Origin of the sequence: Henriciella litoralis (assembly GCF_002088935.1) — a bacterium.
Taxonomy (GTDB): Bacteria; Pseudomonadota; Alphaproteobacteria; order Caulobacterales; family Hyphomonadaceae; genus Henriciella; species Henriciella litoralis.
This window is the reverse complement of record NZ_NCSS01000006.1, coordinates 2,492,692-2,519,218: the sequence shown is the minus strand read 5'-3', so window position 1 is coordinate 2,519,218 and position 26,527 is coordinate 2,492,692. Positions and strand designations below refer to the sequence as shown.

The window sequence follows — 26,527 nt, the reverse complement described above, 5'->3', positions numbered from 1 at the left end:
GTTAAATCCTATCGGTCGAAGGAAGAACGGGGGCGGCGCGGGGCCGGCATGTCGTCTTCCGGGTGAGTATCAACGAGCCGCTCGATGGTCTCGATACGGCGCTCCATGGCTTTCGCAGAGCGCCAGAGGTCTTCGAGCATTCGCTCGTCATCGGGTTCGAGTGTCTTCTGTTTCCGCCAGAGCGTGATGTAGTGAAATACCATTCCCGGGAAGACGACGAAGATCGAAACGACCGCGACAAGTCCAATGATGTATTCCGGATCCATGATTATCCTCTTTCTGCGCCATCCTGATCATCCATGTTCTGGAGGATGAGGCCTGGGACGATAATAAGCGAGAGCAGAATAGCCAGAACGATGAGTGACGTTAGCATGATCTATTCCTCGCTTTTGGTTGCAGCCGGCTTGGCGCGCGACTTCTTGAGGGCTTCGAGTTCCTTCTCGACAGCTTCGTCGCGCTCAAGGGCGGCAAACTCTGCTTCAAGGCTCGGCTCTGCGCCTCTGATCTGGTCAGCATAGGCTTCCATCTCATCGACTTTGCGTTCGACGCTGGCGTAGCGGGCCAGAGCATCGTCAACGCGGCCGTCATAGGTCTGTGAGCGCATGCGGATGCGTTGCTCAGCAGCTTCCCGGCGCATCATCAGCGCGCGGTGCTTGGCCTTGGCTTCATCCAGCTTGGCCTGAAGCTTCGACAGATCGTCCTGATGCTTTTCGAAAGCTTCTTCAGCTGCCGTCATGGCATGCTTGCGGCGTTCGATTTCGCCATCAGCTTTCTGTTTGGCAACCAGTGCGCCGCGGGCCAGGTCTTCACGGCCCTTGTCGATGGCGACGCCGGCCTTGTTTTCCCAGTCGTCACGGACGCGGGTATAGTGCTCGATCTCGCGTTCCATTTCCTTCTTGTCGGCCATGGCGCGGGCAGCGGAGGTGCGAACCTCAACCAGCGTATCTTCCATTTCCTGGATGATCAGACGTGCGATCTTTTCAGGGTTTTCTGCATTGTCCAGCATCGCATTGATGTTGGAGTTGATGATGTCGCCGAGGCGAGAAAAAAGTCCCATTGTATGTATCCTTTTTATATTCGGGTTGTGTCTGGGAGGAGACGTTCAAAAGCTCTTTCAGGCTCTAGAAGAACAGGCCGCCCAGGAAGACGCCTGCCGCGAAAAACATCCAGCACTCAGCTGGACGGGTTGCCAGCCAACGGCCGAAACGGCCTCCGTCTTCACGGGCTGACTTGTGGCGGGTGTCATATGAATGGTCGGTCATGTCTTTTACGTCCTTCGTTTGTGGCGACGCCCATCGCCTGATTTGCCATTTACATTTCAAGGACCGTGCCAGTTTTGCGCTAACCATTTAGACCGCTGTATTTATTGTATTTTATTTTACCGGCCTCACCGACCTCAACAATTTTTTAGTCTATTTCGCTATTTTTATATGTTGTTTTGACGAATGATTTGGTTATTTTAACCGCATGATTGGTCAAACCCCTCAAATTGTTGGTGAAGCGCCGCAATGGCTTTCTGCGCTTGAGCACATCTCGCGCCTGGCCCCGCTTGATCGGCCCGCATTGGTCATCGGCGAACGCGGTACGGGCAAGGAGCTCGTGGCCGAGCGCCTTCACTTCCTGTCGAAGCGATGGGAGGGGCCGTACATCAAGGTCAATTGCGCGGCCCTGTCAGACGACTTGCTGGACTCCGAACTGTTTGGCCATGAGCGCGGCGCGTTTACGGGCGCCACGGAAAGACGGACCGGCCGGTTCGAGCTTGCCGATGGCGGCACAATCTTCCTCGATGAGATTGCGACGGCCTCCAGCCGCGTTCAGGAGAAGCTTCTGCGCGTGGTTGAGTATGGAGAGTTTCAGCGTCTCGGCGGCGAGAAAGTGCTCTCCACCAATGTCCGTGTTGTGGCCGCGACCAATATCGACCTGCCATCGGCTGTGCGCGCCGGAAAGTTCCGTGCTGACCTTCTCGACAGGCTGGCCTTTGACGTGGTCACCCTGCCCCCTCTTCGGGCACGCAAAGGGGATGCGACCATACTGGCCGACTTCTTTGCCCGCAGGATGGCGCGCGAGATGCTGGAAGATTTTCCCGGATTTGCGCCATCAGCCGTCGAAGCGATCGAAGCGTATTCCTGGCCGGGCAATGTTCGTGAGTTGAGAAACTTTGCCCAACGCATCACGGCGCGCGCGCTGACCAACCCAAACGGCGAAGCCATCCGCTTTGACACCTCTGCGCTTGATCCTTTTGAATCGCCTTTCCGTCCACCGGCCATCTTGAACGGCAGCGCCGAAACCCCATCTGCGCCGAAGCAACCGGGCGTGCCGAAACCGGAACTTGGCGTGCCTTTTGAGGATCAGACCAGAATATTCGAGACGTCCCTGATTGATGCCGCGCTCGCAGCGCATGATGGCCATCAGGGCAAGGCAGCGGAAACACTGGGATTGACCTATCACCAGCTACGCGGCCTTCTGAGAAAACATGATTACGGAAAGAAGCCGGGCAAACCGGACGACGCCGAAACCCTTTAGCGGCCTCCCGCTCCAACCTGCCAAGGAGATTCCATGCAGGCCACTCCAGCAAATCCGAAGGGCGCTCCCGCCACAGGTACACAGGATGATGCGCCCGTTACGCATTTTCTCGACCTTCCCTTCAGGCCAAAACCAACGCGCGATGCGGCTCGGCATATTGCCCGACAGGCCCTCGACTCCACAGAATTCTGGTATGTCGTGACGCCAAATGTCGATCATATGGTGCGCCTGGAAAAGCAGCCCCAGCTGCGCGAGCTTTATTATGAAGCCGGTCTCATCCTCAATGACAGCCGCATCCTGGAACTGCTCGGCCAGTTTGACGGCCTGGACCTGCCCGCCTCACCCGGGGCGGATGTGGTCGAAACGCTCTTCGATAGAGAAGTCGACACCGACGAACCGATCGTCGTCATTGGTTGCACAGCGAGCGAAATTTCAGCCCTCAAAGCCAAATATGGGCTGTCAGATGTACGCTGGCATGATCCACCCATGGGCCTGCGCAACAAGCCGGAGGCTGTTCAGGCCGCGGCTGAGTTCATGGCGAGAAATCCGTCCCGGTTTCACTTTCTGTGTGTCGGGTCTCCGCAACAGGAAATGGTCGCCCTCGCCGCCAAACGTCTCGGCACCGTGACGGGTGCTGGCCTTTGCTGCGGGGCAAGCCTCGACTTCCTGACAGGCCGCGCGACGCGTGCGCCGGAATGGATGCGCGATTTCAGGCTTGAATGGCTCCACCGCCTGACCAGCGAACCTCAACGCATGGTCAAACGCTATCTGCTCGACGGACCGAAAATTTTTGCGATCTGGTGGAAAGACCGCAAGCGGCGCAAGGCCAGCCAGAGCTGACCGCGGCCACTCAAGGTCTATTTATTGATGGTTCGGGTCGTAGCGGCCGCCCTTGAGGACGAAGCGGCGGTCGCAATAGCCGCACTCAGCCATCTCGTCGTCACCCATTTCGTACCAGACGACCGGATGGCCGAGCGGCCCGTTGCCGCCATCACAAGCGACGTGATGTTCTTCGGTGACGATGGTTTCCGGTGCATCCGGCAGCGTTTCGATGGCCATGAACTAGCTTCCCCAGTGTCAGCGTTGCCCGCTATGTGGTCAAAGGCATAGGTAGTCTGCGACGATACAGGCCGTCAATTGCCACACTCACCAAGAAAGAGGGCGAGAAACGATGAAACCGACACTCTATCATTGCCGGAACGCCCGCTCATTCCGCCCGCTATGGGCCATGGAGGAGCTCGGACTGGACTATGAGTTGATCAATCTGCCTTTCCCGCCGCGTGCGCTTCACAAGCAGTATCTTGAGATAAATCCGCTCGGCACCGTCCCCTTTTTTACCGATGGTCGCACCAAGATGACCGAATCGAGCGCCATCTGTGAGTATCTCGGCCGCATGCATGGGCCGACGGACCTCGTCGTTTCGCCGGATGAGCCCGCCTTTGGCAGCTATCTCAACTGGATGTATTTTTCAGACGCGACACTCACTTTTCCGCAAACTCTGGTGCTGCGTTACGAAGTGCTTGAAGCCAAAAGCCGGCGTCAGCCGCAGGTCGCCGACGATTACCGCCTCTGGTATTCCGGGCGGCTTCGCGCGGTGGATACGCATCTTGAGCATTCGATGTGGATGGCGGCGGACCGCTTCACCATGGCCGATATTGCGATCGGTTATGCCCTTCTTCTGTCGACTGTGATCCCGCCGCTGGAAAACTGCATGACCTCAACCTGTAAAGAATATCTCAGCCGGTTGAAGGCGCGTGACGGCTTTAAACGGGCGATGAAGCGGCAAAAAGAAACGCCGGTGGTTTAGTTCGCGCGCGCGGCGCCCTATATGTCGCCTTCAGCAAGGATTGACGGAGAGCACATGTCTGCACCCGACTATGCAATTGAAGTCCAGGGCCTGGACAAGGTGTACGCCGCATCAGGAAAGATGCCCGAAAAACGGGCGCTGAATGGCATCGACCTCAAAATTCCGCGCGGCTCGATTTTTGGCCTGCTTGGACCGAACGGGGCCGGCAAGTCGACTTTTATCAATATTCTCGCCGGGCTCGTGACCAAGACGGGCGGGACGGCCCGCATCTGGGACATGGACATCGACCAGCACCCGCGCGCAAGCCGCGCAGCGATCGGTGTCGTGAACCAGGAAATCACCATGGACCCCTTCTTCACGCCCGAAGAGGCGCTGGAGTTGCAGGCGGGTTTCTATGGCGTCCCCAAAAAGGAACGCCGCACGGCTGAAATTCTTGAGGCGGTTGGCCTGCTCGACAAGCGTGACGCCTATGTACGCCAGCTCTCAGGTGGCATGAAGCGCCGCGTGATGATCGCCAAGGCGCTGGTGCATAATCCACCTGTCTTGATCCTCGATGAGCCGACCGCCGGTGTCGATGTCGAGCTGCGTCGCTCACTCTGGCAATATGTCCGCCGTCTGCATGACGAAGGCACGACGATCATTCTCACCACACACTATCTGGAAGAGGCTGAAGAGCTTTGCGACGAGATTGCGATCGTCAATCATGGTGACATCATCGCCTGCGAGCCGACGCCGAAACTCCTTTCGCGGCTCGACCAGCGCCTTCTGCGCGTCGTGCCCCGCGAAACGGTTGCGACGATCCCAGACAGTCTGAAGCATCTCAATATCGAGCTTCTGAAAACCGGCGAGCTTCAGATCACCTATCGCAATAGCGAGACAGGGATCGGGCGTCTGCTGGAACAGGTCCGCGATGCCGGGATTGGCGTGGCTGACCTCTCGACCGACCAGCCAAAGCTGGAAGACGTGTTTGTCGCCATGACAACCGAGGCAGCCTGATATAATTGTAGTCGCCTAACTTCAGGGGGCGATAGTAAATGACGAAATCTGCACGCGCGGCTGCGCTTCTGGAAGGCCCTGTCCTGCGCTCGCTGATGCTGCTGGCCGTGCCCATCATTTTGGCGAATGTGCTGCAGTCCGCCTATCAGCTGATCGACGCGTTCTGGGTCGGCCGGCTGGGCGATGCGGCCATTGCAGCGGTGTCGATCTCGTTTCCTGTGATCTTTCTGACGATTGCGGTCGGCTCCGGCCTTGGTATCGCAGGCTCAATCCTGATTGCGCAGTATTTTGGCGCGCGGAACAGCGAGATGGTCAACCATGTCGCGGGACAGACCATGCTGATGGTGGTGATGACCTCCCTCCTGCTGGGCGCGGTCGGCTATGTCGCAACGCCTTTTTTGCTTAAGCTGATGGGCGTGACACCGGAAGTTTATGCAGGCGCCAAGGGCTATCTTCACGTCGCTTTCGCCGGTCTGGTGTTCAGCTTCACCTTCATCATGTTCCAGTCAGTCATGCGCGGGATCGGCGAGATGAAATTGCCGATCATGATTGTCTTCGGGACGGTGATCGCAAACTTCTTTCTCGATCCGCTTTTCATTTTTGGCTGGGGCCCCGTGCCTGCCATGGGCGTTATGGGCGCAGCCTTGGCGACACTGGCCACCCAAAGCGTTGCCGCGCTGATCGGCTTCGCGGTGCTGTTTGGCGGCCGGTTCGGCATCAAGATTTCCCTGAAGAATTTCAAGCCGGATCTCGCCTTCATTCGCAAGGCCTTTTTCCTCGGGCTGCCCGCCTCAATAGAAATGTCGGCGCGCGCCTTTGGCCTGATCATCATGACCTTCCTGATCGCGAGCTTCGGGACAATGGCGATTGCGTCCTACGGCGTCGGCTCAAACATGATCCAGGTCGCGATGATCCCGGCTATGGGCCTCTCAATGGCGATCTCGACACTGGTTGGACAGAACATTGGCGCGGGCCAGATGGACCGGGCTGAGAAGATTGGCCGACTTGGCGCAATGGTCTCCTTTTGCGTACTCAGCGTGTTCGGCATTATCGTCTTTGCCTTCGCTCCGCACTTTGTGGCCTTCTTCGTCCCAGGCGAAGAGGATGTCATCAGAACCGGCGCGACCTTCCTTCGGACCGTTTCGCTGGCCTGGGGTCTGCTGGGCGTTCAGTTCGCGCTAAGCGGCGTATTACGTGCGTCGGGCAACATGCTGACCACGATGATGATCACGATCATCTCGCAATGGGTGATCCTGTTTCCGCTCGCCTATATCCTGTCGCAGAATACCAGCCTTGGCCTCAATGGCGTCTGGTGGGCCTTCCCGATCAGCTATCTGATCGTGTCACTGGTCAGCATCGCGATCATCGCGAAAGGAGACTGGAAGAAAAAACGCCTCGTCCATGAAGACGAGACGCTTTCGAAAAAAGTCAGCGATGAAATCATCACCGAAGAATCCTATACCGGCCACCAGAACTGATAGCGACGGGCGGCCCCACTACACCCGGCGTACCATGTAGCCAGTCCGCGGTAAGTGAAGATTGACGGTTTCAGCCTCTTCGTCGAAGCGATGCAGGATAATCCGGTCGGCCTTGGCAATGACGATCTCGCCTTCGACCCAGTCCCGGCCATAGTCATCGGGGGCGACGGCAACGCGTTCGCCCGGCTCAAAGCCCTGCATCTCACCATCGGTCTTGGCGGCCTTGAGGCGCGGCGCAGAATTGCGCGCAATTTTCAGCGCCTCTTCACCGGAAAGCGTTTCCGGCGTCTGCCCTTCGATTTCCTTCATGCGCTTGTACCAGTCGGCCGTGCGCGGCGTGGACTTGAAGCACGCTTCGAGAAACTCCGGAATTGTACTCTCAATGAACCACGGATTCATGAAGGCGTGCACGTCGACAAGCCCAGGCTTCATACCAACCAGCCAGCTGCCTGCGCCGGCGCCATGTCCGCCAGCCAGGCGCTCCTCAATCCAGGCCAGCTGGGCGCGCCACTGGTCCTTGAGCATCGGCATAGCCGCCGCCATGGCATCTGTATCAAACGGGCGACCAGACAGCTTCTCGCGATCTTTTTTGAAGTCTTCCGGTACCTTGTCACCGAGCGTACCGAAAATGATGCCCACACTGGTCTGGAACCATTTTCCGTCCGTCCAGGCACCGACCATGCTCGACAGGCCTTCATGCCCCGGCAGGTCAAGTTCCGGTATCTCGAATCGCTCTTCCAGCGTGCGCAGGATCATCGCCGTATCGAGGAAGATGTCTGCCCCGATCTGCATGACCGGCGCTTTGCGGTATCCGCCCGTCAGCGGCACCAGCAACGGCTTTGGCATCATGCTGGGCGTTTCCACCGAGGCCCAGCCAAGGTTTTTCATGCGCAGGGCAAGACGAACTTTTTCCGAAAATGGAGATGCCTGATAATGATGCAGGATAATCGTTTGTGGTCCAGCCATGTCTTTCCTTTGCGCCCTTCTGCACGCGCCCTGTCAAAGTTGAGGGCTTGCACTTGACGCTGTAAGCACTTTCAAGCGGTTAAGCAAAAAAATCCGTAGCCAAGATTACGTATAAAAAGAGAGGAAGCCCAGACCCATGCTCGATCCCGTCGCCATGCCGCACATCGCAGATATTCCACGCGTTCAGGGCCAAAAGCTGGCAGACAAACCAGCGATCTGGTTCGAGGGGGAGACGACAAATTTTGCGGAGCTTGACCGATACTCGAGCCAGATCGCAAACGGGCTTATTGCGCTCGGCGTAGAGCCGGACGATCGCGTTGCCTATCTCGGCAAGAATATGGGCGCCTATTACGAGATCCTGTTTGGATGCGCCAAGGCCCGGGCCGCTATGACGGGAATCAACAATCGTCTCGCGCCGCCAGAAATGCAGTTCATCCTGTCGGACAGCTGCGCGAAAGTCCTTTTCGTCGCGCAGGAGTTCTACGACGCTGCGACGAAGATCGCGCCCGATTGCCCGAAGCTTGAACAGATAATCGCGATTGACGGCGAACATGCAGATTGGCCAGCCTACCGCCAGTGGCGTAGCGGGCAATCCCCGGCCGCGCCCGGCCTCAAGACCGAAGGCAATGACGATGTTATCCAGCTTTATACCTCCGGCACGACGGGGCTGCCCAAGGGCGTCATGCTGACGAACGACAATTACCGCGCCGTCTTCGAGGAAGCTGCCAAGCTGGAATGGTCTGCTTATGATGAAGGCGACGCCGTGATGAACGCGATGCCGCTATTCCATGTGGCAGGCTGCAATATTGGCGTCCTCGCGGCGGCGCAGGGCGCAAAAACCGTTATCCTTCGGGAGATCGATCCGAGCGTCATTCTGAACCTCGTTGAAGAGCACAAGATCAACCACGCTTTCTGGGTGCCCGCCGTCATTTTGATGCTGAGCCAGATGCCGGGCGTGGACGAGCGGGACTTCTCCTCCCTGAAAACGATCTCCTACGGGGCCTCGCCGATCGCGGAAGACCTCCTCAAACGTGCCATTGACCTGTTCGGCGCACGTTTCACCCAGCTTTACGGCCTCACCGAAACCGTCGGTCTCGGCACCTATCTGCCGCATGAGGCGCATGACCCGTCCTGGGGCAAACTCAGATCCTGCGGCGTGCCCTATCCGAGCGCGGTCGTTCAGGTGGTTGACGCAGAAGACAAGCCCGTTCCACAGGGCGCCGTCGGCGAGATTGTGATCCGGGCTGATTTTGTCATGAAAGGCTATTGGAACCGCGAAGAGGCGACTGAAGAGGCGCTCACTGGCGGGTTCTTCCATACTGGCGATGCTGGATATTTCGACGAGGACGGCTTTCTCTATATCCATGACCGCATCAAGGACATGATCGTCTCGGGCGGCGAAAACGTCTATCCGGCCGAGGTTGAGAACGCGATCTTCGGCCATCCCGATCTTGCGGATGTCGCCGTGATCGGCGTGCCGAGCGAGAAATGGGGCGAAGAGGTCAAGGCCATCGTCGTCTGCAAGGAAGGCCACGACTGCGACGCCGCATCCGTCATTGCCTGGGCCCGCGAGCGGATCGCTGGTTACAAATGCCCCAAGAGCGTGGACTTTGTACCAGCCCTGCCGCGCAATCCATCCGGCAAGATCCTCCGCAAGGATTTGCGCGCGCCGCATTGGGACGGGCATGAACGCCAAATTGGCTAGTCATGATGTGGCATGCACTCGTCCTTCGACTTCGCTCAGGATGAGCGCTCATCGCGGGCAGGACGTCGATATGCGCAAGCACCAACCACTAAAGCGAAACGCACCACAGCGCTCATCCTGAGCGAAGTCGAAGGACGAGCGCGGGCAAGGACGAAAGAACGATAAAATGGAAGACGAACCGCACGGCGTTCATGACTTTGTTTACGATCCGCGAAACGCCGATGTCCTGATCTCCATCAATGGAGACCTGAAGCGCCGCGAAGAGGCGACAGTGTCGGTCTTCGACAGCGGCTATCTGCTGGGCGATGGCGTGTGGGAGGGCCTGCGCGTCAAGGATGGCGCCGTGGCCTTCCTCGATGAGCATCTGAAACGCCTCTACGCCGGGGCCAAGACCATCGACATGGATATCGGCCTGACAAAGACCGAACTCACCATGCGCCTCTTCGACTGCCTGAAAGCGCAGGACATGAGCGATGGCGTCCATATCCGCCTGATGGTGACGCGCGGCATCAAGAAGACACCCTATCAGGGCCCGCGCTTTACCATCACCAAGCCAACCATCGTCATCATTCCGGAATACAAATCCCCCGTGCCGGAGATCATTGAGCGCGGCTTGTCGCTGTTCACCGTACATGTCCGGCGCACCGGCCCGGCCGAACAGGACCAGAAGCTCAACTCCCACTCCAAGCTCAACTGTATCCTCGCCTGCATCCAGGCCGATACGGCCGGCGCCGATGAAGGCCTGATGCTGGACGCGGACGGCTTTGTGGCGACGTGCAACTCAACGCATTTCTTCATCGTGCGGGACGGCGAAGTGTGGACCTCACCGCCCGATTACTGCCTCGGCGGGATTACCCGCGGCAACATCATCCGCGTCTGCCGCGAAGCGGGCATCCCCGTGCATGAGAAGCGGTTTTCACTGTTCGATGTCTACTCAGCCGACGAAGCCTTCGTGACGGGCACCTTTGCCGGGGTCACACCCGTACGGGAAGTCGATGGCCGGCAGATTGAAAATGTTGGCGGGCCGATGGCGCAGAAGATCACCAAGCTTTACGCTGATCTCGTCAAACACAGCCTGACGCCGATCACATGAGCGAACCTGTCCGCATCGCGATGTGGTCCGGGCCACGAAACCTCTCGACCACGATGATGCGCAGCTTTGGCGCGCGGGCCGATACGGCCTGCGTGGATGAGCCGTTCTATGCGGCCTATTTGACGGCGACGGGCGTCGTCCACCCGATGCAGGAAGAGATCCTCGCCGCGCAGTCACATGATGGCGGGGAGGTTGCCCGCCAGCTCACGACCGCGCCAGTGCCGGGCGGCAAACCCATCTTCTACCAGAAGCACATGACCCACCATATGGCGCCATCCATCCCGCGGGACTGGATGGTAAAAGTGACGAACGCTTTCCTGATCCGAGACCCCGCCCGCGTGCTCGCCTCCTACGCCCGCAAGATGGACGAGGTCAGCCTCGAGGCCATCGGCGTGCCGCAACAGGCCGAGCTGTTTGACCGCGTCTGCCAGCAAATCGGGAAAGCGCCGCCCGTGATCGATTCCGATGATATCCTGAATGATCCGCCCGGCATGCTGCGCGCCCTCTGCGCGGCGCTGGACATTCCCTATACCGGCGACATGCTGTCATGGCCTGCTGGCCCCAAGCCGGAAGACGGTGTCTGGGCGCCGCACTGGTATGATACCGTCTGGCAATCAACCGGGTTTGGCGAGCCGCAGATGCATGTGATGGGCCTGCCCTCAGAGCTGATGGAGCTGGCGGAAAAAGCCCGCGAAAGCCATGCAGCGATTGCGGCTCACCGGCTATCGGCCGATATACCTCAAGTTTGAAAAAGTCCGCGTGCGGCCCGCGCTCGTCCTTCGACTTCGCTCAGGATGAGCGCTCCGGGGCGTTTCCCTTGGTCAGAAGATGGAAACGGCCTTTCTCGTGAATGGCTGGCGCCGTCCGGGATTTTGACAGGGCTTTTAGCTCAACCCAATCACTCCGCATGAACGCTTCCTTCTTTTTGCGTGACCAGCCTTTGAGCTGTTGCTCGAACGCGACCATGTCAGACGGGTCCTGAAACTGGCAGCTCCACAACAGTTCCACCGGTCGGAAGCGATAGGTGAACGCTCTAGGATCGCTGCCCTCATTGTGCTGGTGAACGCGCGTGTCGACCTCCTGCCCGCGATGAGACCCGACATAATAGGCACCATTTGAACAAAGCAGGATGTAGACAAAGAAATTCATTCGTCACCATAGCGCTCATCCTGAGCGCAGTCGAAGGACGAGCGCGGAACGCCGGAACTCTGCATCACACCCAATATCCCCGCATCAATTCTTTCGACCAGTCCGGCTCTTTCACCTCCCCGCGCGGCAGGAAGCCATCCATCACCGGTTTGATGTCGAGGACAGGTGTTCCGTCTATCGCGTCGAGGCCCTCAAGGTAGAGCTTCAGGCCATCCACCTTCAGGATACGGCACACCGTATGACCCAACCGGTTCGGGCGGTTCTTGCCGCGCTGGGCAAAGATGCCGATGAGCGGCCAGTCCTTATTGCCGCGCGGGTGGCGCGCGCCGGTCTCAATCTTCTCATCCGGCACGCGGTCGAAGAGGAAAATCACTTCGGCATGCGAGAAGCTGTCGAGGCCGAAAAGCGCTTCAGGGCCGAACCGGTCTGCATCAAGCTGGACATGTGCGGCAATCTCGTCCCAGCCATCGTCGATGGGTTCTGAGCGAGCCGAATGAACCGTGCCGATCGATTGCAATGTGAAGTTACGCGAGGTCATGAAAACCGCTCCCTTGGCAGGATTTGGACGACGTATACACTGGATCAAAACAAGCAGACATATTTCGGAGGATACCATGGCTGACGGACAGGCGCTCCCGCCCTTCAGGCCTTTGCCGCAAAAAGAACCTGATATTGAGATGGTGCGCAAACCGGACGGCACGATCTATCTGACGCCCCGCCAACAGCCCGGGGATCGCCCAAAGACGATCCCGCATTGCCTGGCTGACCGCGCCGCCGAGCATCCAGACCGTCCCTGGCTGAAACAGCGCGATCCTGAGACCGATGAGTGGCGCGTGCTGACCTATGGCGACGCTAAGAAAAAGGTCGATGCCCTGGCGCAGGCCTTCCTCGATTTGGGCGCCGGCCCGAAGTCGCCCGTGATGATCCTCTCGGGCAATTCGATCGAGAGCGCCATCGCGATCATGGCCGCCCAGACAATCGGCGCGCCCGCCGCGCCAATCTCGGTACCCTATTCCACCATGTCGACCGATTTTGAAAAGCTGAAGCATTGCTTCGGCGCCGTTAAGCCGAAGATCATCTTCGTTCAGGAGCTCGCGCCTTTCCAACCAGCGCTGAACGCGCTCGGCGATCATGGCTGCACAGTGATTGCCAAGGACGGTGCGACTAATGAGGTCCGCAGTTTCGACGAACTGCTGCAAACAGACCCGACAGGCGCCGTCGCCGAGGCGATGAACAAGCTCAACGATGAGAGCATCGCCAAATACCTCTTCACCTCTGGCTCAACCGGCATGCCGAAGCCTGTGCCGACGACGCAAGGCGCCATGTGCTCGATGATCGCTGGCACCGAAGGCCTGAGGGACAACTCGCGGGACCCGGACTACGATCCGGATCAGGTTCACAACGTTCTCGACTGGCTGCCCTGGAACCACATTTCCGGCGCGAACGTGAACTTCAATGGCGCGCTCTGGAACGGGGCGACCTTCTGGATCGATGGCGGCAAACCCACCCCACAGCTCTTCGGTGAGACGATCCGCAATATTTACGATGTGTCCCCATCAAGCTTCGGGACCGCCCCGATTGCGCTTTCGATGCTCGCCGATGCCATGGAGCATGATGACAAGCTGCTGGAAGCCTTCTTCCGCAACATGAAGTCCATCGGCTATGGCGGCGCCACACTTTCAGATGACCTTTATGACCGGCTTCAGGCGCTATCGATCAAGGCGACCGGCAAGCGCATTCCCATCGTCACCATGTATGGCGCGACAGAAACACAAGGCATCACCGTCGTTCACTGGGAAGTGGACCGGGTTGGCCTGATCGGGCTGCCCCTGCCAGGTATGACGCTGAAACTGGTGCCGAATGGCGAGAAACTTGAAGTCCGGGTCAAAGGCCCGAGCGTCATGCACGGCTATCTCGGCATGGACGAGAAGAACAAGGACGTCTTCGACGAAGAAGGCTTCTACAAGCTTGGCGATGCGGCCCGCTTTGTTGACGAGAATGATCCGAACAAGGGCATCATTTTTGACGGCCGAGTTGGTGAGGACTTCAAACTCTCAACCGGCACATGGGTGTCGGTCGGCACGCTGCGCCCCGATCTCGTGGCCGCCTGCTCCCCGCTTGTTTTCGATGCGGTGATCGCCGGACAGGACAAGGATTATGCAAGCGCCCTCTTCTGGCCCTCGCAGGCTGTCTTCACAGATTATGTCAAGAATGCCGGCGGCGATATGCAGAAGGCGTTTGGCGCGTTCTGCAAAGATCTCGCAGCCAAAGTGAAGGCCTTCAATGCCGGTGAAAAAGGCTCCTCGCGCAAGATCAAGCGGTTCATGGTGATGACTGAGGCGCCATCCATCGACGCGGGCGAGATCACCGACAAGGGATATGTGAACCAGCGCTGCGTCATTGACCGCCGCAGCCAGCTGGTCGATGCCCTCTATGCCGAGCCGCCAGCGACTGGCGTTATACTGGCCTGAGACCCGCAAACTGTGAAACCGGCCCGCCTCGCCCTAGATATAGAGCGCAAGCGGAGACGGTAGATGAGCAAGCATGAGAGCGACAAGGCAAAGTCGGGTGGCGGCGTCCTTCTGGGCGTCGGCACTTTTGTGCTTGCTGGTCTTGTTATCGGCGCTCTGGTTGTCTTTCCGGGTCTGACGGGCGGCGATGGCGTGCAGGAGCGGCCATCCGAGACCGAGGCTGCTGCTCAGAACACGACTCTGGAAACCATGTTTTCCGATCGGCCGACACAAATCTATCTCGACAAGCTCGCTGCGACGTTTCCTTCATCGGCGAGCGACCTTCGTACCCGTCTCAATGAAGCCAGGTCCCGCGGCGCCGACGATGAAGAGCTTGGCGTCCTCGTTCTGCAATCGAGCGCGGGCGACATCTATGGAAGCCTCGACCGGCTTTCGAAGGCGGATGTCCGCTTTTTCGATCGCCTGCTGGGCTTTGCCTCAGACAAGCTGAACGCGCTGTCGGCGTCCGGCGAGCCTTACTGCAATGGCGCTGATCTTGTCGAATATGCCGGCCTCGCCGAGCAGGACCTTTATCGCACCGTTCTGAAAAGAGCGCGTCACGGCACGCCGCTTTATGAAGCGGGGTTGGAGCTGAACGGCCTCTTCCTCGATGCCATACGCGATGCCCGCTCCAACCCTCACTATTATGACCGTCTCAGCAATTCGGACATGGGCGCCTTGCAAACGCTTGGGCTCGCGATGCTGACAGACCCCGATATGGTTCGCCTGCTGACGACAGAGGGCAAAAGCCGCACCGAAATGGATGCCGCGCTTGAAGCGGTTGATTTCTGTGAGCTGGGCCTTCGGATGGTGAACCGGATTGATGGCCTGCCCGAGACAACCAAAGGCCGGGTCTGGAACGAAGCGCTGACGCAGCTGCGCATACAGGGCCTGCAGCGTATGATCTGGCGTTTGCAGGGGTATTGATCGCAGCCCCGCAGACAACAGCCCGATGCCCCATGTGTTGCGCATCAACACCGCTAACGGATAAATTGTATTTGCCGCAAAAATCCGCCTTCAAAATACCGTTCTGAAGAGGCATCTAGTAACCATGGCGCTAGACGAGACGATCAAGACATTCATGGACCGGTTCAAATTGCCGGACTTCTCTGGACTCGACTGGAAACAGTCGACGGATCGGCTTCGCCAGAGCTTTTATCGCGCGAGCCAGTCCGTCGAACGGGACGCGCCAGAGCTGGCGGATATCTCGACCATGGCCGTCGATGGCGCCGATGGACCTTTGAAAGGCCGCCTCTACACGCCGCTCGGCGCAGGCATTGGGCCAGGGCCTGGCATTATCTTCTTTCATGGCGGCGGCTTTGTGCTCGGCGATCTCGACAGCCACGATATGATCTGTCGGCGGCTTGCGACCGGGGCGCGCTGCAGGGTTCTTTCCGTTCATTACCGACTTGCACCGGAGCATCCGTTTCCGGCTGCGCATGATGATGCCATCGCGATCTGGCAATGGGCAAACCGGCGGGCAGAACTTCTGAACATGGATCCGGACCGCCTATGCGTGGCTGGCGACAGTGCGGGCGGAAATCTTGCTGCTTACCTCTGCCAGCACCTCAACCGCGCGGGTGAGCCTGCCCCCGCCTTCCAGCTATTGCTCTATCCGCTGGTTCAGTTTGTCGACATCCGCACCAAGAAACTCACCTTCCAGGAAGGCTTCTTCCTGTCGGAGAAGCTGTTTGATTATTTCCGCGACGCCTACATCCACTCAGAGACCGACCGGATGGACCCGAGGGTCTCGCCACTATTTGCGCCAGACGGTGATTTCCGCGGCCTACCGCCGGCGCATATGGTACTGTGTGGCTGGGACCCGCTGAAGGATGAAGGCCACGCCTATGCCGCAAAGCTGTCTGCGCATGGTGTTCCAGTGACCATTCGAGAACATTCGGGCATGGTGCATGGGTTCATGAATCTGACGGCCGTCTCCGTGCCCGCGCGCGACGCCATTCAGGAAGCCGGTGAAGTCGTCGGCAATGCCCTCGGCGCTTTATAGGTCGCTGAGCTTTGTCCGCCGGGCGAACCGCTCTACAACCTCCAATGAAACGAACTGCAAGGCTGCGAGGAATATCGATGTCTGGACGTCTTCAACTGCTCGTGGGTTCGCTCCTTCTGTTGAGCGTTTTGTCCTTGTCCGGTTGCGACCGCCACAATGAGCGCATCGAACGCGCAGGCGAACTGGCCGATGCGGTCGGCGATCAAATAAGCGGCGCCCGCAAGAAAACGGACAAGCGGGAACAGGATGATCCTTCAGACGCTTCCCACGCTCAGCCCTGAGGCTTTGAGGATTAGAGAATGAGCGTATCTGACACTCCGCGGATCCGGCGCCATTATGGCGGACAGATCAGTATCTTTCTGCTGGTCATCATGCTTGCAGGCGTTGTTGCGCTTGCCGTCATCCGCTTCGGACCAAATCCAGCCGCAGCGCTGTCCTTGTCTGCAGCGCCGTCCTCCTCACAAAGCACCGAAACAATTGTCGACACGTCAGATGACGAAAACGACGCGGGCGGCACAGAAGGCACAGACGCCAATGTGCGGGACTTCAGCCTCATCGTGCGCTTTGAAGAAGGGGTCGTTCCAGACGCGGTCACAAGCCGGTTTCGGGTCGATCCGGTTGGCGCGCGGGAGACCTATTCCGAATGGGCCGCCGACAAGCCCGCCCTCAAAGGCCTGCGCCTGGAACGCGCCGATCTCACCGGCGAACTCGTTCTGGTGAGCAATGGCGAGCGCACCCTCGGAGAAACGATCGCTGCAATCGGCGAAATGAAGGGTCTCAGCTATGTCGAGCAGCAGGAGTAGCAGGCGGCGTCGCGCCCTCCTCCAATGACTGAAAATCAAGCAGGCCGCGTGCCTGACGCGGCATTTTCATCGCGAACCCTTACCTTTCCACAGGCTCATGTGTTAATAGAATGCTAATGTTTTCATTTCTGCACTGAAATGAAGGCCGATGGGTTGAGTGTGGTAGAAAGCGGGCGTCGATGAGCAATGTCGAGAAGCTTCCGGTCAAACGTCGTGAGACCGGGCCAGCTGTCACGCTGATTGGAACCAGCCTTCCTGCCTCCTATCTCGAGGAAGCCGAACCGTCTCCGCTCATGCATTCGGCCGCCGAATGGTGGAAACGCGGTGTTCTGGCCATCAAAGTCGTCGGCATTCTGGCCATTATCGCCTTCTATCCATTGCTCGTTATTGGTTCACATGTTGTCAAAGATGACCCCGTAACACTTGCCACGGACAGGCCATGGGCGTCACCAGAGACAGGTGTCATGGTCACCCTTATCGGCCGCGAGCTTGAAGGCCCGGGCTGGGCAGGCGACCGCGCTGGCTGGCACCCACAGGCCCGGCTGACAGCGCTCCCGGCCTGGCAGGAAGGCCTCTCCACATCGATGAGCGAATATGCGCGCATGATGTCGCTGAAGTCGCCCAGCTCAGCCGGACAGGCAGACCCGGATCTTGCCGCGGCCGCCAGACTCATGAGCATCGACCCCACACTCGAGCAGACGCCGCGCCTCGCAGCCGCCGCTGAAGCCCTTGCCCGCTATGAGGGGCGGCTGGAACGCGGTCTGGCATCTTCGCCCACAGGTCTTGAAGACACGCTGGATGAGCTCGCTTTGCTCGCCAACTGGGCGGATCGCTCGCACGAAGACCTGACGGAACGGATCGGCCTCCGGGACGGATGGCCTGCCTCAAAAGATGATATCCGCGCCTTTTATACCGCCCGCGCCCGCGCACAGCTGGCCGGAGAGCTTTTCCGGCATTCGGCGATGTCGCGCCCTGATATTGCCGTGAGCGAGGACATTCAGCGCAACATCGACAGGCTTGAAGGCAAATGGCGCAGGGCCGCGCAGCTCAACCCGATGTTCGTGTCCAGCCAGTCCGGTGATGCCCGGCTGATGGCAGACCACCTTGCCATGATGGCCTATCATATGGCCGAAGCGGGCGATGCAACACGCGAGCTTGGCGCTGCTCTAATCAGCGCTGAAGACGCAAGGACTTCGGCGGCAAACGCTGCAGCCGGAATGCGTCCCCGGGTTTCAACGGCTGAGGCCGACTAAGGCTTCTGCTTGAAACGGCGCCTGCGACCGTCCATTTGAGCTGCTGCACTTAAACTCCAAACGCGCGGCGGACCCAATGTTCATTCAGACCGAACCGACACCGAACCCCGACACGATCAAATTCATTCCTGGCGAAACCGTCGCCGGAGCCGCCGGCCCGTTCGACTTCGCACGCGAAGAGGAGGCTGGCTCAGCCCCTCTGGCACAGACGATATTTCAGGTTTCGGGTGTGACGCGCGTCTTCCTCGGCGCAGACTTTGTGTCCGTCTCAAAAGACGAAGCTGCTGACTGGAAACATGTGCGCCCAATGGTGCTGGCCGCGATCATGGATCACTATGTGGCTGGCATGCCGATTATCCATGACGGGCATACCGAGCCTGAGCGCGAGACCGGCGCGACCAGTGCTGATGATTATGAAGGCGAGACCAAAGAGATCGTCGGCGAAATTCTCGAACTTATCGAAACGCGGGTTCGCCCAGCTGTGGCGCAGGATGGCGGCGACATCGTTTTTCATCGCTTTGATCCGGACTCCGGCGTCGTGCATCTCGCGATGCGCGGGGCCTGCGCCGGTTGCCCGTCCTCCACGATGACCCTCAAACAGGGTATCGAGAATATGCTGAAGGCGTACGTGCCTGAAGTAAATGCAGTCGAAGCGGCGCTTTAAGCGCCTCAGCAAGGAGTTTACCCATGTCCGATCCGGTCAATGATTATGCCCTGGACACAATCTGGCGCAACGCACGCACCTATAATGGCTGGCTGGACAAACCTGTCCCGGAAACACTCGTCCGCGCCGTTTATGACCTGACGAAGATGGGCCCAACGAGCGCCAACTGCTCGCCAGCCCGGTTCGTGTTTATCAATTCACCCGAAGCAAAGAAGCGCCTTGCGCCGCATTTGTCCGAAGGCAATCGCGAGAAGACAATGAACGCCCCATGGGTGTGCATCGTGGCAACCGATATGATGTTCCATGAGAAGATCCCGCAACTCTTCCCGCATAATCCGGGCGCGAAAGAGTGGTTCGAGGACAAGGACACGCGCAAGGACACGGCAGACCGCAACGGCACGCTGCAAGGCGCCTACCTGATCATGGCAGCCCGCGCGCTCGGCCTTGATTGCGGCCCGATGTCCGGCTTCAGCCAGGATGGCGTCGACATGGAGTTCTTCTCCAGCAAGGAAGAGACCAAGCATTGGCGTTCAAACTTCCTGGTCGCGATCGGCCATGGCGATGAAAGCACGCTGTTCGAACGCAGCCCACGTCTCGACTTCAACGAGGCCTGCCAGATTCTGTGATGGGGTAAGCTGATGCTGACCCTCGGTATCAATACGTCAGGCCCAGCTTGTGACGTCGCAGTTGGCGCGGCCGGGCAAGTCCTGGCCGAACGCAATGAAGGCATGGTTCGCGGGCAGGATGCCCGGCTGGCCGCGCTTGTTGAAGAGGTCGTCACTGAGGCGGGCTACAGCCTGGCCGACCTTCAGCGAATTGGTATCGTCACCGGCCCCGGAAGCTTTACCGGTGTGCGCGTTGGCGTCGCCTTCGCAAAAGGACTCGCGCTCGCGCTCGATATTCCGTGCATCGGCGTAACATCTCTGGAAGCCAGCCTGCCAGACGGCCAGCAAGGCTCCGCGATCGTTCTATTGCCGGCCAAACGCCGCCCACCCGATATCAGCTATTGGGGACAGCGCTTCCGGACAGGCAAGGCGACAGGCGCCCCGGAAGAGCTTGGCCTTGACGATCTGGCAGCCGAGCTGAGCGCTCATCCGCACTTCGTATTTGGAACTGGGCTGGAGGCGCTATCGGCTGTCGTTCCCGGACTAAAAACGCACGAGGCCGCCCCATCGGCTGCACGCGTCGCCCACCTTGCGGCCACAGCAGCAAACGATGCCGCGTCAGCAAACCCGGTCTATGTCCGCGCCCCTGATGCCGCCCTGCCCGGCGGCCGCAAACCATGAACGCAGCCAGCGGCATTATCCTGCTGCGCCCCGATGACAGCGCGCGGGCCGCCAGACTCCATCAGGCTTCTTTCCCGGCTGAGGAGGTATGGTCAGCCAATTCGATGCAAAGCGCGATCGAGCTCACATCGACGCTGTCTGTCGGGCTGGAGCAAGCCGGACATCTTGTTGGCCTGCTTCTGGTGCAGAAAACACCGCCTGACGCTGAGATCCTGACGATTGCCGTGGACCCGTCCCATCGTCGCAAAGGCTATGCACAGACCTTGCTGGATCATGCGCGAAACCTCCTCGGCGGACACGGCATCGACCGGTTGCTGCTGGACGTCGCTGCCGACAACAAACCTGCCATTGCCTTCTACACGCGCAATGGATTTGAGCAGGATGGCCTTCGCCGCAGCTATTATCCGCGCGAAGGCGGCGCAGCTGTTGATGCTGTCCTGATGTCACGCAAGCTTGCTGGACAGATTGAGGAATCGAAGGCATGAACAGGCCTATGGATCGACTTGAGAAACTCTGCGCCGAAAAAGGCCTGCGAATGACGGAGCAGCGCCGGGTGATTGCCCGTGTCCTCTCCTCATCCGAGGACCATCCCGATGCCGAAGAGCTCCATCGCCGCGCAAACGCCCTCGACAGCTCCATCTCGCTGGCCACCGTCTATCGGACTGTGAAGCTGTTTGAAGAAAGCGGCATCATCGAGCGCCACGAATTCCGTGATGGACGCGCCCGCTTTGAGGAAGTGCCTGACGAACACCATGATCACCTGATCGACGTAAAGTCGGGCGACGTTGTGGAGTTTCACTCAGAAGAGATCGAGCGTCTCCAGATCGAGATTGCTGAACGGCTTGGGTACAAGCTCGTCGATCACCGGCTTGAGCTTTATGGCGTGCCGCTCAAGAAAGACTAGGCGGTCTGCAGGGGTCCGTCCTTTGCCTGGCGCACTGATGGATACTTACACGCACGCTGGCCTGAAACGCTGTTTTGAGGCATAAGCGCGCCCATGACTTCCGAGACCTCGAAACCCGAGCCGAAGCGTCTTTTCATCAAGACCTATGGCTGCCAGATGAATGTGTATGACAGCGAGCGTATGCGCGACGTGTTGCGCCCGCTTGGCTATCAGCCGGTGGATACGGCGGACAATGCCGACCTCGTTGTGCTGAACACCTGCCACATTCGTGAAAAGGCGACCGAAAAAGTCTATTCCGAGCTTGGCCAGATCAAGAAGATGAAACAGGCTTCCGGCGGCAAGATGACAATTGCTGTCGCTGGCTGCGTGGCGCAGGCCGAAGGCGCTGAAATCATGCGCCGTCAGCCAGCGGTGGATCTCGTCCTTGGGCCGCAAGCCTATCACAAGCTGCCTGAAATGGTCGCGCGCGCCAGCCGCGCCGCCGGTGAACGGCTTGAGACCGAATTCGAGACGCTTGAGAAGTTTGACGCCCTGCCAAAGACCCGCGAAGCCGATGGGCCAACGGCCTTCCTTTCGGTTCAGGAAGGCTGTGACAAGTTCTGCACCTTCTGCGTCGTGCCTTATACACGCGGGGCAGAGCTATCGCGTCCAGTCGATGACATTGTCATGGAAGCGCGAAACCTCGCCGCTCAGGGCGTGCGCGAAGTCACTCTACTCGGCCAGAACGTCAATGCCTGGCACGGCGCAGCGCCAAAGCTCGAAGGTGGCAGCGAATGGGGCCTTAGCCAGCTTTCGCGTCACATCGCGAAAATCGGCGGTATCGACCGCATTCGCTATTCGACCAGCCATCCGCGCGACATGGATGCTGATCTGATTGCCGCCCATGGCGACACGCCTGAAATGATGCCCTTCATGCATCTGCCGGTGCAGTCTGGATCAGACCGCATCCTGAAAGCGATGAACCGCGGCCACACGGCTGAGCATTATCTCGACATAATGCGCCAGCTGAAAGAGGCCCAGCCTGACATTGCGCTGGCGAGCGACTTCATTGTCGGCTTTCCCGGCGAGAGCGATCAGGATTTCGAGGACACGATGAACCTGGTTCGTGAAGTTGGCTACGCCATCGCCTATTCATTCAAATATTCCCCGCGTCCGGGCACACCTGCTGCCGACATGTTCGGCCATGTCCCAGATGAAGTTGCGACAGAGCGCCTGCACCGTCTGCAAGCCCTACTCTGGGAGCAGCAGCGCGCGTTTAATGCCTCAAAAGTGGGTCAGACGATCAAAGTTCTGGTGACCGGCAAAGGCCGCGAAGCCGGGCAAATGCATGGCCGCTCGCCCTGGCAACAGGCCGTGCATTTCGATGCGCCGGAACACGTCATGGGCGACATCGTGGACGTCAAAGTCGTGGGCGCCACGCAAAATGCGCTCGCGGGCGAATTTGCGGCTGTGGCGGAGGTTGCCTGATTTGAAAGGCGCGATCACCCGGCTCTACACGCCTGAAAACCCTGCTCAGCTGCCCGCAATCTGTGGGCCGCAGCACCGCAATCTCATGAAGCTCGAAATGGCCCTGATTGACGGCAAGCTGAAAGCCGACAGTCAGGGCGGCAGCATCCGGCTGACCGGCACGCCGGCTGCCGTTGCCGACGCCGAGGCCGCACTCGCCGCCTTTGAGCGAATGCTGAGATCGGACCCGCAGGCGGGCGAGGAAGCCTTTGAAGGCGCGATCGATCAGGCCCAGGCGCCAGCGGAAAGCTATGGTTCGCTCACAGGTCTGCGCGTGCCCGTCATGCCGCAGACCAAGACGCAAGCCCGCTATCTGGACCTGCTGACCAAGCCCGCCACAGATCTGGTGTTTGGCGTTGGCCCGGCCGGTACCGGCAAGACGTTTCTGGCGGTTGCAGCAGGCGCAGCAGAGCTTCGCAAGAAGACCAAGGAACGCCTCATCATTACGCGGCCGGCCGTGGAAGCTGGCGAAAATCTCGGCTTTCTTCCCGGTGACCTCGAAGAAAAGGTCGAGCCATACCTGCGCCCCATCTGGGATGCGCTCAACGAAGTTCTGGGCGCCGATCATGTCGAGCGGATGCGCGAAAAGAAGATCATCGAGGTTGCCCCGCTCGCCTTCATGCGCGGCCGTACGCTGAAGAATGCCTTCGTCATCATGGACGAAGCCCAGAATGCGACGGTTGGTCAGACGAAAATGGTACTCACCCGGCTTGGGCGCGACAGCCGTATGGTCGTCACGGGTGACCCGGGTCAGGTGGACCTTCCGCCAAAGACGCCATCCGGCCTCGCTCATGCCCTGCGCATCCTCGACGGCGTTGAAGGCACCGGCATGGTCCACTTCACCGCCGCTGATGTTCGCCGCCATGCGCTGGTGTCGAGGATTATCCGCGCCTATGACCGCGACGCCGAGGCCAGCAAATGACGCTTGCTCTTGATCTTCGCGTCGAATGCGATGCCTGGACAACGGAAATAGCTGACGCCGAAGCGATTTGTGTTCGCGCGCTGAATGCCGCCATCGCGCTGACCGGCGTTGAGGGCGAAATCGCCGTTCTTCTCACCGACAATGCCGAGATGCAGCAGCTTAATCGTGACTGGCGCAGCAAGGACAAGCCGACCGACGTCCTGTCCTTCCCCGCAGACGAAATGGACGCGCCTTTCCTTGGCGACATTGCGGTTGGTCTCGGCATCTGCCGTGTTGATGCGGACACACGCAGAATTAAACTCGCTGACCATCTCACGCATCTCGTCATTCACGGCTATCTTCATTTGATCGGCTATGACCATATGGAAGATGAAGAAGCGCGCGAAATGGAAGCCTTGGAAATTCAGGCGCTTGCCTCGCTAGGCATCGCAGATCCATACTTCGTGCAGTCCCAAGTTGAAGGCTAATGACTGACAGTACAGACCGAGAGAGACGGCGCCGCCCGCGAATTTTCAAATTCGGCCGGCGGCGCAATGTATCCCCCCAGCCAGAGCCAACGGTTGCTCATTCAGCGCCGCAAACGCCGCAACAGATGCGTCTGAGACTTGCAGAGTTTGAAGAAGCGCGCGTCGCTGATGTGATGGTGCCACGGGCCGAAATCGTCGGTGTCGAACTCAGCACAGACCTGCCAGCCCTGATCCAGCTTTATGCCGAAGAGTCCCATTCTCGTCTGCCAGTGTACCGCGAGTCCCTGGACGACCCGATCGGGCTTGTTCACATCAAGGATGTCGTCGGAGAGATCGCACGTGGCGGCGACGGCCTGGACCGGCCGCTGGAGCGCCTGCGCCGGGACATTCTATTCGTGCCGGCTTCTATGAAGCTCGCCGATCTGCTTGTGAAGATGCAATCCAGCCGCATCCATATGGCGCTCGTCGTCGACGAATATGGCGGCACGGACGGCCTTGTCTCCCTCGAAGACCTGATGGAAGAGATCGTCGGCGACATCGAGGACGAGCACGACGAGGAACCTGCCATGGTGGTGCGACGTGGTCGGCACGCCTGGGAAGTCGATGCCCGGATGGAAATCTCGGACTTCGAAGAGAAGACCGGCCTCGATCTCGATCTTGTCGAGCAGGATGTGGAAGTCGATACCCTTGGCGGCGTCGCGTTTGCACTGGCTGGCAAAGTGCCCCTTCGCGGCGAAGTGCTGCGCCATCCAGTTGGCGCCGACATCGAAATCCTCGACGGCGATGCGCGCCGGATCGACCGGCTTGTGATCCGAAAACTGCCCACCGAGGTCCCCGCTTGAGCACACGGATCCGCAGCCACGGTTTCACGGCGCTAAGCCCTATACACGAAGCGCTGGCAAGCCTGTCTGGCTGGTCTGCCTTTGGCGTGACCGTTTTGCTGGGCGCGCTTTCAGCGCTGGCCTTTGCCCCCTTCCATCTCACGCCGGTACTTGTGCTGTGTGTCACCGCCTTCATCTGGATGCTGGACGGCAGCCGTATGAAAGTGCGCTGGGGGCGGTCACTCTTCATGCGAGGCTGGGCATTTGGCTACGGCTTCTTCCTTGTCGGGATGTACTGGACGATCTCCCCCTTCCTCGTCGATCCAGCCCGCCACGCGGCCTATATCTGGATGCCTCTGATTGCCCTTCCCGGCGGCATGGCGCTGATATGGGGAGGCGCAATTGCCCTCGCCGGAGCGTTCTGGTCCGCCTCGCCATCTCGTGTTTTCATCTTTGCCATATTCATGGCACTCGCAGAGGTCACCCGAGGCTATCTCTTCGGCGGCTTTCCCTGGAATATCTTCGGCACCACATGGGGACCGGGTGGCGCGCTGTCGCAAGCAGCGTCCCTTGGCGGCGTCTACTGGCTGACGCTTGTGACCCTCTTCATTTGCGCCGCCCCCGCCGCGCTCGTTGACACGCGCGGCACACGCGGCGTTCTCGGGCGAGCATTGCCGGTCACAATGAGCGTGATACTCGTCGCGCTCGGCTGGACATTCGGGGCCCAGCGCATCGCAGAACCAAGCGAGCTGACGGCGCAGACCGTAACCCTGATGGATGCTGGCGTTCCGCAGAACCAGAAGTTCCAGCCTGGTGCCGGGGAACTGGTCCTGGCGCGCTATGGAAGCTTTCTCCGCGATATTGAAGGCACTGAAGGCGACATTGTCATCTGGCCTGAGGGCGCGATGCCTTTCGATATGCTCGCCAGCAATTACGCGCTCGATGTGATTGCGGCGTATCTTGGTCCACGCACCCTCATCGCGGGCTCGACCCGCCGCAATGTTGAAGGCGATACCGATCTTTTCCATAACAGCATGGCCGTCCTGCAGACTGAAAACGGCCGCGCCGAATTGATTGCGCTTTACGACAAGTTCCGGCTGGTGCCTTTCGGCGAGCTGGCCGCATCGGAAATCATTCCGTTCGGGCGCCATATCTCGGGCATTCTGCCCGATGCGATGCAGCAGCTGGCCGTGAGTGGCTTCACACCTGGAAGCGAGGCCACCGTTCTGTTCCCACGCGACCTTCCGCCATTCGTCGCGCTAATCTGCTATGAAGCCCTGTTCCCGGAGGTCACACGCACGGCTGGCCCGCAGCGCGAAGACGCCCAGTGGATCGTGACAATTTCAAATGACGCCTGGTTCGGGCGCGGCATGGGCCCGGCCCAGCACTATGCCCAAAACCGCTACCGCTCGATCGAAAGCGGTCTGCCAATGGCCCGCGTGGCCAGCCGGGGCGACACAGCCATGGTGGACGGCTACGGACGCGAAACGGCGCACGGGCAGCCTGTCGACGGTGATCCCGAAGGATGGGAATCCTCAGTTGTCACGACCCAGCTACCGGTCGCATTGGCGGCCACCCCCTATCAGCGGTTTGGAGCCGCCCTGTTCTGGCTCACGCTTGTTGGCACCAGCATTCTGGCCTTCCTGACCTGGCAGCGCTAGACACGTTC

Annotated in this window: 31 protein-coding genes; 24 read left to right on the top strand and 7 right to left on the bottom strand. The window is 59.4% G+C overall.

Annotation, left to right across the window (positions count from 1 at the left end; genetic code table 11):
- Positions 1–8: 8 nt before the first annotated feature.
- The 3 genes from pspB to B8783_RS18550 form a co-directional block, all read right to left on the bottom strand.
- Complete coding sequence (pspB, locus tag B8783_RS15880; protein ID WP_084421057.1) at positions 9–266, bottom strand: envelope stress response membrane protein PspB; 258 nt, start codon at positions 264–266, stop codon at positions 9–11.
- 110 nt (positions 267–376) lie between these two features.
- On the bottom strand, positions 377–1,057 hold the full coding sequence (gene pspA, locus B8783_RS15875) for a phage shock protein PspA (RefSeq protein ID WP_084421056.1): 681 nt from the start codon (positions 1,055–1,057) through the stop codon (positions 377–379).
- A 64-nt stretch (positions 1,058–1,121) separates the two neighbouring features.
- On the bottom strand, positions 1,122–1,262 hold the full coding sequence (locus tag B8783_RS18550; protein WP_169711824.1) for a hypothetical protein: 141 nt from the start codon (positions 1,260–1,262) through the stop codon (positions 1,122–1,124).
- A gap of 205 nt (positions 1,263–1,467) precedes the next feature.
- Between B8783_RS18550 and pspF the strand changes: the two genes are divergently transcribed.
- Together pspF and B8783_RS15865 are read left to right on the top strand one after the other, a co-directional pair.
- Entirely contained in the window at positions 1,468–2,523 is a 1,056-nt protein-coding gene (pspF, locus tag B8783_RS15870; RefSeq protein WP_084421055.1) for a phage shock protein operon transcriptional activator, read from the top strand.
- 33 nt (positions 2,524–2,556) lie between these two features.
- Entirely contained in the window at positions 2,557–3,363 is an 807-nt protein-coding gene (locus B8783_RS15865) for a WecB/TagA/CpsF family glycosyltransferase (RefSeq protein WP_084421054.1), read from the top strand.
- Positions 3,364–3,384: 21 nt separating this feature from the next.
- On the opposite strand, the gene B8783_RS15860 is transcribed toward B8783_RS15865, so the two are convergent.
- Positions 3,385–3,582, bottom strand: a complete 198-nt coding sequence (locus B8783_RS15860; protein WP_084421053.1) for a zinc-finger domain-containing protein — start codon at positions 3,580–3,582, stop codon at positions 3,385–3,387.
- 112 nt (positions 3,583–3,694) lie between these two features.
- Here B8783_RS15860 and B8783_RS15855 point away from each other — a divergent pair, with 112 nt between their 5' ends.
- The 3 genes from B8783_RS15855 to B8783_RS15845 are packed head-to-tail and all read left to right on the top strand — an operon-like array spanning position 3,695 to position 6,804.
- Entirely contained in the window at positions 3,695–4,330 is a 636-nt protein-coding gene (locus B8783_RS15855) for a glutathione S-transferase family protein (protein WP_084421052.1), read from the top strand.
- Between the two features lie 54 nt (positions 4,331–4,384).
- Positions 4,385–5,326, top strand: a complete 942-nt coding sequence (locus B8783_RS15850; RefSeq protein ID WP_084421051.1) for an ABC transporter ATP-binding protein — start codon at positions 4,385–4,387, stop codon at positions 5,324–5,326.
- 38 nt (positions 5,327–5,364) lie between these two features.
- Positions 5,365–6,804: an MATE family efflux transporter gene (locus tag B8783_RS15845; protein WP_084421050.1), complete on the top strand. Its 1,440-nt coding sequence runs from the start codon at positions 5,365–5,367 to the stop codon at positions 6,802–6,804.
- Between the two features lie 18 nt (positions 6,805–6,822).
- Here B8783_RS15845 and B8783_RS15840 read toward each other — a convergent pair whose 3' ends face one another.
- Entirely contained in the window at positions 6,823–7,770 is a 948-nt protein-coding gene (locus tag B8783_RS15840; RefSeq protein ID WP_084421049.1) for a glutathione S-transferase, read from the bottom strand.
- A gap of 136 nt (positions 7,771–7,906) precedes the next feature.
- Between B8783_RS15840 and B8783_RS15835 the strand changes: the two genes are divergently transcribed.
- The 3 genes from B8783_RS15835 (at position 7,907) to B8783_RS15825 (ending at position 11,317) form a co-directional block, all read left to right on the top strand.
- The gene (locus B8783_RS15835; protein ID WP_084421048.1) at positions 7,907–9,475 is read left to right on the top strand and encodes a long-chain-fatty-acid--CoA ligase; all 1,569 of its coding nucleotides are present in this window, start codon (positions 7,907–7,909) and stop codon (positions 9,473–9,475) included.
- A gap of 166 nt (positions 9,476–9,641) precedes the next feature.
- Complete coding sequence (locus B8783_RS15830; protein ID WP_084421047.1) at positions 9,642–10,568, top strand: aminotransferase class IV; 927 nt, start codon at positions 9,642–9,644, stop codon at positions 10,566–10,568.
- Positions 10,565–11,317 (top strand): sulfotransferase-like domain-containing protein, encoded by a 753-nt coding sequence (locus tag B8783_RS15825; protein WP_084421046.1) that lies wholly within the window; start codon positions 10,565–10,567, stop codon positions 11,315–11,317. Before B8783_RS15830 ends, B8783_RS15825 begins: the two co-directional genes overlap by 4 nt.
- A gap of 40 nt (positions 11,318–11,357) precedes the next feature.
- Here B8783_RS15825 and B8783_RS15820 read toward each other — a convergent pair whose 3' ends face one another.
- The gene (locus B8783_RS15820) at positions 11,358–11,717 is read right to left on the bottom strand and encodes a GIY-YIG nuclease family protein (protein ID WP_084421045.1); all 360 of its coding nucleotides are present in this window, start codon (positions 11,715–11,717) and stop codon (positions 11,358–11,360) included.
- Positions 11,718–11,781: 64 nt separating this feature from the next.
- A complete protein-coding gene (locus B8783_RS15815; protein WP_084421044.1) occupies positions 11,782–12,255 on the bottom strand; it encodes an SAM-dependent methyltransferase in 474 nt (157 codons plus the stop codon).
- Positions 12,256–12,331: 76 nt separating this feature from the next.
- Here B8783_RS15815 and B8783_RS15810 point away from each other — a divergent pair, with 76 nt between their 5' ends.
- The 16 genes from B8783_RS15810 (at position 12,332) to lnt (ending at position 26,519) form a co-directional block, all read left to right on the top strand.
- Positions 12,332–14,188, top strand: coding sequence for an AMP-binding protein (locus tag B8783_RS15810; RefSeq protein ID WP_084421043.1), 1,857 nt, complete (start codon positions 12,332–12,334; stop codon positions 14,186–14,188).
- A gap of 63 nt (positions 14,189–14,251) precedes the next feature.
- Positions 14,252–15,154 (top strand): hypothetical protein, encoded by a 903-nt coding sequence (locus B8783_RS15805; protein WP_084421042.1) that lies wholly within the window; start codon positions 14,252–14,254, stop codon positions 15,152–15,154.
- Between the two features lie 124 nt (positions 15,155–15,278).
- Positions 15,279–16,232, top strand: a complete 954-nt coding sequence (locus B8783_RS15800) for an alpha/beta hydrolase (RefSeq protein ID WP_084421041.1) — start codon at positions 15,279–15,281, stop codon at positions 16,230–16,232.
- A gap of 77 nt (positions 16,233–16,309) precedes the next feature.
- Positions 16,310–16,513 (top strand): hypothetical protein, encoded by a 204-nt coding sequence (locus B8783_RS15795; protein ID WP_084421040.1) that lies wholly within the window; start codon positions 16,310–16,312, stop codon positions 16,511–16,513.
- A gap of 18 nt (positions 16,514–16,531) precedes the next feature.
- On the top strand, positions 16,532–17,035 hold the full coding sequence (locus B8783_RS15790; RefSeq protein ID WP_084421039.1) for a hypothetical protein: 504 nt from the start codon (positions 16,532–16,534) through the stop codon (positions 17,033–17,035).
- A 179-nt stretch (positions 17,036–17,214) separates the two neighbouring features.
- Positions 17,215–18,288: a hypothetical protein gene (locus B8783_RS15785; protein ID WP_084421038.1), complete on the top strand. Its 1,074-nt coding sequence runs from the start codon at positions 17,215–17,217 to the stop codon at positions 18,286–18,288.
- Between the two features lie 76 nt (positions 18,289–18,364).
- The gene (locus B8783_RS18775) at positions 18,365–18,952 is read left to right on the top strand and encodes a NifU family protein (protein WP_084421037.1); all 588 of its coding nucleotides are present in this window, start codon (positions 18,365–18,367) and stop codon (positions 18,950–18,952) included.
- A gap of 23 nt (positions 18,953–18,975) precedes the next feature.
- Positions 18,976–19,578: a malonic semialdehyde reductase gene (locus B8783_RS15775; RefSeq protein ID WP_084421036.1), complete on the top strand. Its 603-nt coding sequence runs from the start codon at positions 18,976–18,978 to the stop codon at positions 19,576–19,578.
- Positions 19,579–19,590: 12 nt separating this feature from the next.
- On the top strand, positions 19,591–20,238 hold the full coding sequence (tsaB, locus tag B8783_RS15770; protein WP_084421035.1) for a tRNA (adenosine(37)-N6)-threonylcarbamoyltransferase complex dimerization subunit type 1 TsaB: 648 nt from the start codon (positions 19,591–19,593) through the stop codon (positions 20,236–20,238).
- Positions 20,235–20,723 carry a GNAT family N-acetyltransferase gene (locus B8783_RS15765; RefSeq protein WP_084421034.1) on the top strand — a complete coding sequence of 163 codons (489 nt, stop codon included), beginning with the start codon at positions 20,235–20,237 and terminating at the stop codon, positions 20,721–20,723. The genes tsaB and B8783_RS15765 overlap by 4 nt, the downstream gene beginning before the upstream one ends.
- 8 nt (positions 20,724–20,731) lie before the next feature.
- The gene (locus B8783_RS15760; protein ID WP_084421033.1) at positions 20,732–21,142 is read left to right on the top strand and encodes a Fur family transcriptional regulator; all 411 of its coding nucleotides are present in this window, start codon (positions 20,732–20,734) and stop codon (positions 21,140–21,142) included.
- A gap of 93 nt (positions 21,143–21,235) precedes the next feature.
- Positions 21,236–22,609 (top strand): tRNA (N6-isopentenyl adenosine(37)-C2)-methylthiotransferase MiaB, encoded by a 1,374-nt coding sequence (miaB, locus tag B8783_RS15755; RefSeq protein ID WP_084421032.1) that lies wholly within the window; start codon positions 21,236–21,238, stop codon positions 22,607–22,609.
- A 1-nt stretch (position 22,610) separates the two neighbouring features.
- Complete coding sequence (locus B8783_RS15750) at positions 22,611–23,570, top strand: PhoH family protein (protein WP_084421031.1); 960 nt, start codon at positions 22,611–22,613, stop codon at positions 23,568–23,570.
- A complete protein-coding gene (ybeY, locus tag B8783_RS15745; RefSeq protein ID WP_084421030.1) occupies positions 23,567–24,037 on the top strand; it encodes an rRNA maturation RNase YbeY in 471 nt (156 codons plus the stop codon). Before B8783_RS15750 ends, ybeY begins: the two co-directional genes overlap by 4 nt.
- Before the next feature lie 125 nt (positions 24,038–24,162).
- Positions 24,163–24,879: a hemolysin family protein gene (locus tag B8783_RS15740; RefSeq protein WP_233355824.1), complete on the top strand. Its 717-nt coding sequence runs from the start codon at positions 24,163–24,165 to the stop codon at positions 24,877–24,879.
- Entirely contained in the window at positions 24,876–26,519 is a 1,644-nt protein-coding gene (lnt, locus tag B8783_RS15735; RefSeq protein ID WP_084421028.1) for an apolipoprotein N-acyltransferase, read from the top strand. Before B8783_RS15740 ends, lnt begins: the two co-directional genes overlap by 4 nt.
- Positions 26,520–26,527: the final 8 nt, after the last annotated feature.

Excerpts from the sequence above, each read along its gene's own strand:
- B8783_RS15775 (WP_084421036.1), top strand. The coding sequence starts at position 18,976 with ATGTCCGATCCGGTCAATGATTATGCCCTGGACACAATCTGGCGCAAC.
- B8783_RS15835 (WP_084421048.1), top strand. The coding sequence starts at position 7,907 with ATGCTCGATCCCGTCGCCATGCCGCACATCGCAGATATTCCACGCGTT.
- pspB (WP_084421057.1), bottom strand. The coding sequence starts at position 266 with ATGGATCCGGAATACATCATTGGACTTGTCGCGGTCGTTTCGATCTTC.
- B8783_RS18775 (WP_084421037.1), top strand. The coding sequence starts at position 18,365 with ATGTTCATTCAGACCGAACCGACACCGAACCCCGACACGATCAAATTC.
- B8783_RS15855 (WP_084421052.1), top strand. The coding sequence starts at position 3,695 with ATGAAACCGACACTCTATCATTGCCGGAACGCCCGCTCATTCCGCCCG.
- B8783_RS15850 (WP_084421051.1), top strand. The coding sequence starts at position 4,385 with ATGTCTGCACCCGACTATGCAATTGAAGTCCAGGGCCTGGACAAGGTG.
- B8783_RS15800 (WP_084421041.1), top strand. The coding sequence starts at position 15,279 with ATGGCGCTAGACGAGACGATCAAGACATTCATGGACCGGTTCAAATTG.
- B8783_RS18550 (WP_169711824.1), bottom strand. The coding sequence starts at position 1,262 with ATGACCGACCATTCATATGACACCCGCCACAAGTCAGCCCGTGAAGAC.
- B8783_RS15785 (WP_084421038.1), top strand. The coding sequence starts at position 17,215 with ATGAGCAATGTCGAGAAGCTTCCGGTCAAACGTCGTGAGACCGGGCCA.
- B8783_RS15830 (WP_084421047.1), top strand. The coding sequence starts at position 9,642 with ATGGAAGACGAACCGCACGGCGTTCATGACTTTGTTTACGATCCGCGA.
- B8783_RS15845 (WP_084421050.1), top strand. The coding sequence starts at position 5,365 with ATGACGAAATCTGCACGCGCGGCTGCGCTTCTGGAAGGCCCTGTCCTG.
- ybeY (WP_084421030.1), top strand. The coding sequence starts at position 23,567 with ATGACGCTTGCTCTTGATCTTCGCGTCGAATGCGATGCCTGGACAACG.
- B8783_RS15860 (WP_084421053.1), bottom strand. The coding sequence starts at position 3,582 with ATGGCCATCGAAACGCTGCCGGATGCACCGGAAACCATCGTCACCGAA.
- B8783_RS15840 (WP_084421049.1), bottom strand. The coding sequence starts at position 7,770 with ATGGCTGGACCACAAACGATTATCCTGCATCATTATCAGGCATCTCCA.
- pspF (WP_084421055.1), top strand. The coding sequence starts at position 1,468 with ATGATTGGTCAAACCCCTCAAATTGTTGGTGAAGCGCCGCAATGGCTT.
- B8783_RS15790 (WP_084421039.1), top strand. The coding sequence starts at position 16,532 with ATGAGCGTATCTGACACTCCGCGGATCCGGCGCCATTATGGCGGACAG.
- miaB (WP_084421032.1), top strand. The coding sequence starts at position 21,236 with ATGACTTCCGAGACCTCGAAACCCGAGCCGAAGCGTCTTTTCATCAAG.
- B8783_RS15795 (WP_084421040.1), top strand. The coding sequence starts at position 16,310 with ATGTCTGGACGTCTTCAACTGCTCGTGGGTTCGCTCCTTCTGTTGAGC.
- B8783_RS15810 (WP_084421043.1), top strand. The coding sequence starts at position 12,332 with ATGGCTGACGGACAGGCGCTCCCGCCCTTCAGGCCTTTGCCGCAAAAA.
- B8783_RS15765 (WP_084421034.1), top strand. The coding sequence starts at position 20,235 with ATGAACGCAGCCAGCGGCATTATCCTGCTGCGCCCCGATGACAGCGCG.
- B8783_RS15865 (WP_084421054.1), top strand. The coding sequence starts at position 2,557 with ATGCAGGCCACTCCAGCAAATCCGAAGGGCGCTCCCGCCACAGGTACA.
- pspA (WP_084421056.1), bottom strand. The coding sequence starts at position 1,057 with ATGGGACTTTTTTCTCGCCTCGGCGACATCATCAACTCCAACATCAAT.
- tsaB (WP_084421035.1), top strand. The coding sequence starts at position 19,591 with ATGCTGACCCTCGGTATCAATACGTCAGGCCCAGCTTGTGACGTCGCA.
- B8783_RS15740 (WP_233355824.1), top strand. The coding sequence starts at position 24,163 with ATGCGTCTGAGACTTGCAGAGTTTGAAGAAGCGCGCGTCGCTGATGTG.
- B8783_RS15820 (WP_084421045.1), bottom strand. The coding sequence starts at position 11,717 with ATGAATTTCTTTGTCTACATCCTGCTTTGTTCAAATGGTGCCTATTAT.
- B8783_RS15815 (WP_084421044.1), bottom strand. The coding sequence starts at position 12,255 with ATGACCTCGCGTAACTTCACATTGCAATCGATCGGCACGGTTCATTCG.
- B8783_RS15825 (WP_084421046.1), top strand. The coding sequence starts at position 10,565 with ATGAGCGAACCTGTCCGCATCGCGATGTGGTCCGGGCCACGAAACCTC.
- B8783_RS15805 (WP_084421042.1), top strand. The coding sequence starts at position 14,252 with ATGAGCAAGCATGAGAGCGACAAGGCAAAGTCGGGTGGCGGCGTCCTT.
- B8783_RS15760 (WP_084421033.1), top strand. The coding sequence starts at position 20,732 with ATGGATCGACTTGAGAAACTCTGCGCCGAAAAAGGCCTGCGAATGACG.